This is a genomic window from Caloramator sp. CAR-1, from assembly GCF_030546345.1.
Classification (GTDB): domain Bacteria; phylum Bacillota; class Clostridia; order Clostridiales; family Caloramatoraceae; genus Caloramator; species Caloramator australicus.
The window spans coordinates 1-6,102 of sequence record NZ_JAUONW010000031.1 but is presented as its reverse complement, the minus strand read 5'-3'; the positions used below and the strand labels follow the sequence as shown (position 1 = coordinate 6,102).

At 34.0% G+C, this 6,102-nt stretch carries 7 protein-coding genes, 4 tRNA genes and 3 rRNA genes; all 14 read left to right on the top strand.

Annotation, left to right across the window (positions count from 1 at the left end; genetic code table 11):
* Window positions 1–109 (top strand): 23S ribosomal RNA (locus Q3V94_RS09205); the annotation flags it as partial.
* A gap of 14 nt (window positions 110–123) precedes the next feature.
* Window positions 124–240 (top strand): 5S ribosomal RNA (gene rrf, locus Q3V94_RS09200).
* A 5-nt stretch (window positions 241–245) separates the two neighbouring features.
* A tRNA-Ile gene (locus tag Q3V94_RS09195) sits at window positions 246–322 on the top strand.
* Window positions 323–328: 6 nt separating this feature from the next.
* Window positions 329–404, top strand: a tRNA-Ala gene (locus Q3V94_RS09190).
* Between the two features lie 127 nt (window positions 405–531).
* Window positions 532–1,413 (top strand): DMT family transporter, encoded by an 882-nt coding sequence (locus Q3V94_RS09185; RefSeq protein WP_303527064.1) that lies wholly within the window; start codon window positions 532–534, stop codon window positions 1,411–1,413.
* The gene (locus Q3V94_RS09180; protein WP_303527062.1) at window positions 1,388–1,948 is read left to right on the top strand and encodes a uracil-DNA glycosylase family protein; all 561 of its coding nucleotides are present in this window, start codon (window positions 1,388–1,390) and stop codon (window positions 1,946–1,948) included. The genes Q3V94_RS09185 and Q3V94_RS09180 overlap by 26 nt, the downstream gene beginning before the upstream one ends.
* A 42-nt stretch (window positions 1,949–1,990) precedes the next feature.
* Entirely contained in the window at window positions 1,991–2,215 is a 225-nt protein-coding gene (locus Q3V94_RS09175; RefSeq protein ID WP_303527060.1) for a DUF3892 domain-containing protein, read from the top strand.
* A gap of 100 nt (window positions 2,216–2,315) precedes the next feature.
* On the top strand, window positions 2,316–2,897 hold the full coding sequence (locus Q3V94_RS09170) for a uracil-DNA glycosylase (RefSeq protein WP_303527058.1): 582 nt from the start codon (window positions 2,316–2,318) through the stop codon (window positions 2,895–2,897).
* Window positions 2,898–4,259 (top strand): UDP-N-acetylmuramoyl-L-alanine--D-glutamate ligase, encoded by a 1,362-nt coding sequence (murD, locus tag Q3V94_RS09165; protein WP_303527055.1) that lies wholly within the window; start codon window positions 2,898–2,900, stop codon window positions 4,257–4,259.
* A gap of 4 nt (window positions 4,260–4,263) precedes the next feature.
* The gene (locus Q3V94_RS09160; protein ID WP_303527054.1) at window positions 4,264–4,941 is read left to right on the top strand and encodes a Crp/Fnr family transcriptional regulator; all 678 of its coding nucleotides are present in this window, start codon (window positions 4,264–4,266) and stop codon (window positions 4,939–4,941) included.
* Window positions 4,942–5,012: 71 nt separating this feature from the next.
* A tRNA-Lys gene (locus Q3V94_RS09155) sits at window positions 5,013–5,088 on the top strand.
* 5 nt (window positions 5,089–5,093) lie between these two features.
* Window positions 5,094–5,177 (top strand) — tRNA-Leu (locus tag Q3V94_RS09150).
* Between the two features lie 112 nt (window positions 5,178–5,289).
* Entirely contained in the window at window positions 5,290–5,745 is a 456-nt protein-coding gene (locus tag Q3V94_RS09145; protein WP_303527053.1) for a VanZ family protein, read from the top strand.
* 260 nt (window positions 5,746–6,005) lie between these two features.
* Window positions 6,006–6,102, top strand: a 16S ribosomal RNA gene (locus Q3V94_RS09140); the annotation flags it as partial.

Below are 6,102 nucleotides of genomic sequence, written 5' to 3'. Positions count from 1 at the left end.
CACGCGGAAGCGGTAAGACCCCTGGAAGACTACCAGGTAGATAGGCCAGAGGTGTAAGCGTCGTAAGGCGTTTAGCTGACTGGTACTAATAGGTCGAGGGCTTGATCTTATTGTGCAGTTTAATCCGGTGGTAATGGAGGTAGGGAAACACCCGTTCCCATTCCGAACACGAAGGTTAAGCCTACCTACGCCGATGGTACTAGGCTGGAGACGGCCTGGGAGAGTAGGTGACTGCCGGGTAATTAGGGCCTTTAGCTCAGCTGGCTAGAGCAACCGGCTCATAACCGGTCGGTCCGGGGTTCGAGTCCCTGAAGGCCCACCATTTTGTGGGGGTGTAGCTCAGTTGGGAGAGCACCTGCCTTGCAAGCAGGGGGTCAGGAGTTCGAATCTCCTCATCTCCACCATTTTACATAAGAAAAGCGTCTATCACTTAAGGTAAGCTTAGGTGGTAGGCGCTTTTTTATATTGTGATTGTTTTATTTTGTTTTTGATGATAATATTAAACTGTAGCAAAGTTCTGGGGGGATAAACATGGGTGCAAATTTAAACGAAAGAAAAGGAGCAATTATTCTTCTTATTTTATCATCTATTCTTTGGAGTCTTGGTGGCGTTTTTATTAAACTTGTTAATTTAAACCCAATTGCTATTGCTGGATTTAGAAGTATTATTTCTGCTATATTCATTATTTTGGTTACAAGAAGATTTAAATTTGATTTCTCAAAAGATCAAATAATTTGTGCAATATTTTATTCCCTAACTGTATTTTTATTTGTAGGTGCAACAAAACTAACAACAGCTGCAAGCGCCATAATGCTTCAATATACAGCACCGATATACGTTGCTTTTCTAAGTTATGCACTTTTAAAGGAAAGAATTTTAATGATTGATTGGATAAGTTCTTTTTTTGTGATAATAGGAATGCTTTTGTTTTTTATTGGAAAGCTAAGCTTTAATAATTTATTGGGAAATTTACTTGCTATATTAAGCGGTATAAGCTTTGCCGGACTTGCAATTTTCATGAGAAAACAAAAAGATAAATCTCCTATTGATTCAATAATCATTGGAAATATTGTAACAGGAATAGTTGCGTTGCCTTTTAGTTTTAATAAGGTTCCAGATAAATTTAGTATTTTTGGGCTTATATTGCTTGGAACAATACAATTAGGACTTCCATATATACTTTATTCAAGAGCAATAAAATCTATAAATGCCTTTGAAGCTGTTTTAATACCAGTTATTGAACCTATTTTAAACCCTGTTTGGACTTTAATTGTTTTAAATGAAAGGCCTACAGTTTGGACAATTTTTGGAGGAACAATAGTATTATTATCGGTTACTTTAAATCAGATATATAAAATAAATACAGCAAAAAAATTAGGTGATACGTATGGAGGACAAACTCAATCAACTTAAAAGTATAGTATTACAGTGCAAAAAATGCAGGTTAAGCAGTAAAAGACATAAGGTTGTATTTGGAGAGGGAAATCCTAATGCTAAGATAATGTTTATTGGTGAAGGCCCAGGAGAAGACGAAGATAAAACAGGAAGACCATTTGTTGGTAAGGCAGGACAGCTTTTAACCAAAATGATAGAAGCAATTGGCCTTAAAAGAGAAGAAGTTTATATTGCAAATATAGTAAAGTGTAGACCACCAAACAATAGAGTTCCCTACGATGATGAAGCCATAAATTGTATTCCTTACCTTAGAAAACAAGTTGCACTAATACGTCCTAAAATAATAGTTTGTCTTGGAGCAACGGCCGCAAGGCATATAATAGATAAAAATATTAGAATTACAAAGGATAGGGGAATTTGGGTAAAAAAAGGCGAATTTTTAATTATGCCCACTTATCATCCATCAGCCCTCTTAAGGGATCCTTCAAAAAAGAAGGAGGCATGGGAGGATTTTAAAAAGATAAGGGAAGAGTTACAAAGGTTAGATGCATAAAATACAACTTCCTTGGGATAATATTCTCAAGGAGGGATAATTATGTATAGGATTACAGGAGTTAAGCATGACGAAAAGGGAGAAATAGTTGCATATAGACTTGATAATGGTCAGGTGGTTTCTAAAGAAGAAGGTATAAGGCTTGCAAGTGAAGGTCAAATAGAAGGAGTTAGGGTTGGAACGTCTAAGAAGGGCGAAAAATACTTAAGAAGCCTTCCTGATGGCAAGGATGAAAACAACCTTGATAATCTTCCAGAAATTCAATAGGTGGCAATGCCACCTATTTTGTTTTGCAATTTGATATGAGGGTGATTCTTGAGAATGAGTGTCTTTATGATATAATCAAATTAGAAAGGAGTATAAGGATATGGATATTGGTGTTTTAAAGGAAGAATACATTAAAAAATTAAAAGATGAATTAGGAATAGAAAAAAAAGTGGTATTTGGAGAAGGAGCTAAAAATGCCAAGATAATGCTCATAGGTGAAGCCCCTGGAAGATTTGAAGAGGAAATGGGAAGACCCTTTGTAGGACAGGCAGGAAAGAATTTGGATGAGTTTTTGAATATATTAGGGCTTAATAGAGATGATTTATACATAACAAATGTGGTTAAATTTAGGCCCACAAAGAAAGATGCTAAGACGCAAAGATTATCAAATAGAGCACCGAATAAAAAAGAGATAGAACTTTCAAAGGAGTTTTTATTTAAAGAAATAGATTTTATAAAACCCAAAATTATTGTAACTTTGGGCAACGTCCCACTTAAAGCATTATTGTCTGATAAGGCAAGCATTGGTGAGTATCATGGTAAACTGGTAAATTTAGATGATAAAAAAATATTCCCTCTTTATCATCCGGCTAGCATAATTTATAACAGAAGTTTATATGATGTTTATTTGGAGGATTTAAAAAAGTTAAGAAAAGTATTAGAAGGAGAGGAGTATATATAGATGGATTTTAATAAGTTTAAAGAGTTTATTAAAGGAAAGAAGGTAGCTGTTGTAGGGGTTGGAATAAGCAACAGACCACTTATAAGAAAGCTTTTAGAATATGGTGCTGATGTTACTGCCTTTGATAAAAAGGAGGATTTTGAAGGAAAGGAAGAGCTTCAAAAATTAGGTGTAAAATTAGTTTTAGGAGAAGATTATTTAAACACTATAGATGAGTATGAAGTAATTTTTAGGACCCCATCTTTGCTTCCTACCAATGAATTTTTAATGAAGGCACATGAAAAAGGAGCATATATTACATCTGAGATTAGAGAGCTTGTTAAATATTGCAAGGGTAAGATTTTTGGAATTACAGGAAGTGACGGTAAAACAACAACCACCACCTTAATTTATGAAATGCTAAAAAAGCAAGGGTATAACGTATTTCTTGGTGGGAATATTGGTATTCCTTTGTTTGAGAAAATAGAAGAAATTAAAGAGGATGATTATGTTGTATTGGAGCTCTCAAGCTTTCAACTTATGGATTTTGATGTATCTCCAATGGTTTCTGTTGTAACCAATTTAAGCCCAAATCACCTTGATTATCATAAGGATATGGAGGAGTATGTAAATTCTAAGAAAAATATATTTTTACATCAAAATGAAAGAGGCATAACTATTTTAAATAAAGATAATGAAATAACTTATTCTATGAAGGATGAGGTTAAGGGAGAGATAAGATTCTTTAGCATGAAGGAAAAGGCCTTTTCCTATTATGATAATGGAAAACTTTATGTTAACGATGAATTCATATGCCATAAGGATGAGATTAAGCTTTTAGGAATGCATAACATAGAAAATCTTTTGACAGCCTTTTCTGCTGTATATGGTTTTGTTTCAACTGAAAACATGAGATATGTTGCAATGAATTTTGGTGGGGTTGCCCATAGAATCGAGTTTGTAAGGGAAATAAATGGAGTCAAGTTTTATAATGACTCTATCGCATCAAGTCCAACAAGAACTTTAGCAGGACTTAATTCCTTTGACAGAAAGGTTATTTTAATAGCGGGAGGATATGATAAAAACGTTCCCTTTGAGCCCCTTGCTGAAAAAGGGATAGATAAAATAAAAACTTTAATTCTTTTAGGAATGACGAAGGATAAAATAAAATCGGCGTTTTTAGATGTAATGAATAAAACAGGCAAAAGGATTGATATTATAGAGACGAATTCCCTTGAAGAGGCTGTAGAGAAGGCCTATGAGGTTTCTGGATATGGGGATATAGTTACTTTATCTCCTGCCTGTGCTAGCTTTGACATGTTTAAAAATTTTGAAGAAAGAGGAAATAGATTTAAGGAAATAGTTTTAAACCTGAGGGGGTAAAATTGTGGAGAACACTTTCTTAAAAAAGATTGCCATATTTTCTGATTTGGATGAAGACTCCCTAGAAAGAATAGGATCTTTAATTAATGAAAGAAAATATCAAAAAGGAAGTCTTATCTTTATGGAGGGGGAGGAGGCAGAGGCGGTATATTTTATTAAAAAGGGGAAGGTTAAGATTTTTAAAACAGGACAAGATGGAAGGGAACATATAATAAATATATTGCCTGAAGGAGAGGTTTTTGCAGAGTCATGTTTATTTGGATTAAATAAATATCCCGCCAGTGCAGAGGCTTATGAGGATATCGAGGTTTTATTGATTAAAATAAAGGATTTTGAAAAACTTCTTGAGGAATATCCTAAAATATCCATAGGAATAATAAAGGCTATGGGAAAAAGGCTTCAGATGGTTTCAAAAAAGATAGAAAATTTAGCCCTAAGGGATGCTTATGGTAAAACGGCGATGCTTCTTATGGATTTAATCTTAAAAAAACATTCAAAGCTTTATGATGGACTTGAAATTGATACTGACTTATCAAGACAAGAGATGGCAAGCATGGTTGGACTTACAAGGGAGACATTTACAAGAGCCCTTGCAAAACTAAAAGAATCTGGTGCAATAGAATTTGAAAGGGATAGAATAAAAATAATTAGTGTAGATAAGCTAAAGGATTTTATAGAATAAAGAGGGATAAAAGGTAAATATTAAAATATTGACAAGCTAGTATAAACATGTTATTATATTAAACGTTGTGTGAGCCACTAGCTCAGTCGGCAGAGCACAAGACTTTTAATCTTGGTGTCCGGGGTTCGATTCCCCGGTGGCTCACCAAATATGCGGGCGTGGCGGAATTGGCAGACGCACTAGACTTAGGATCTAGCGCCTCGTGCGTGGGGGTTCAAGTCCCTCCGCCCGCACCAGATGCTCTAGAGAATTTTCTCTAGAGCATTTTTTATATATTCTTGTGGAAAATTATGTTATTATAAATTATAATCTTATATAATAAAAATATTGTTAAGGTAAGGGGATAGGATGAAAAAAAGATATATTAAATGGATTTTAGTTTTTATTTGGGCAATAGTTATTTTTATTTTTTCAAGTCAAAATGGTGAAATTTCAAGTCAAAACAATAGATTTATTATTGAACTATTTAAAAAAATAGGAATTGATATCAATGCATTAGTTAGTGTTAATGCTGATTTTATTGTAAGAAAAATGGCTCATTTTACTGAGTATTTTATTTTTTACCTTTTATTATTTAATGCTTTTACTGATGACTTTAAATTCAATAGAAGCCTTTTAAATTCAATCATGATTACATTCATATATGCCGTATCTGATGAATTTCATCAAAGCTTTGTTCCTGGAAGATCTCCTACATATAAAGATGTATTAATTGATACTGGCGGTGGTTTAGTTTGCATGATATTTATTTACCTTTGGGATCTAATACGAAAAAATACTGTCGCTAAAAACAACATCACCTAGCGTATCTATATTAGTAATATAGAGAAAAATAGAGAAAAATAAAGATAATAAAATTTAATTTTGTATAATAGACAAATATAAAAAGGTATAAAAGGATAATACATGATAATATATTAAAGTCGTCGCGAGGGCGGCGAGAAAAAAAGAAAAAAAGATATTGACAAAGAGTAAAAAGCGTGATAAGATAAGAAACGCTGATTGACCTTTGAAAACTGAACAGTGGCGAAGCGACCAGCAGTAATTTAAGAAGCTAAGGATTTAAACATAAGAGTTTGATCCTGGCTCAGGACGAACGCTGGCGGCGTGCCTAACACATGCAAGTCGAGCGGAGATGCCAAGGAGCAATCCAAGGTGTCT

Bases quoted from the DNA above. Each gene is read 5' to 3' on its own strand.
- Q3V94_RS09180 (WP_303527062.1), top strand. From the start codon at position 1,388: ATGGAGGACAAACTCAATCAACTTAAAAGTATAGTATTACAGTGCAAA.
- Q3V94_RS09175 (WP_303527060.1), top strand. From the start codon at position 1,991: ATGTATAGGATTACAGGAGTTAAGCATGACGAAAAGGGAGAAATAGTT.
- Q3V94_RS09145 (WP_303527053.1), top strand. From the start codon at position 5,290: ATGAAAAAAAGATATATTAAATGGATTTTAGTTTTTATTTGGGCAATA.
- Q3V94_RS09170 (WP_303527058.1), top strand. From the start codon at position 2,316: ATGGATATTGGTGTTTTAAAGGAAGAATACATTAAAAAATTAAAAGAT.
- Q3V94_RS09185 (WP_303527064.1), top strand. From the start codon at position 532: ATGGGTGCAAATTTAAACGAAAGAAAAGGAGCAATTATTCTTCTTATT.
- murD (WP_303527055.1), top strand. From the start codon at position 2,898: ATGGATTTTAATAAGTTTAAAGAGTTTATTAAAGGAAAGAAGGTAGCT.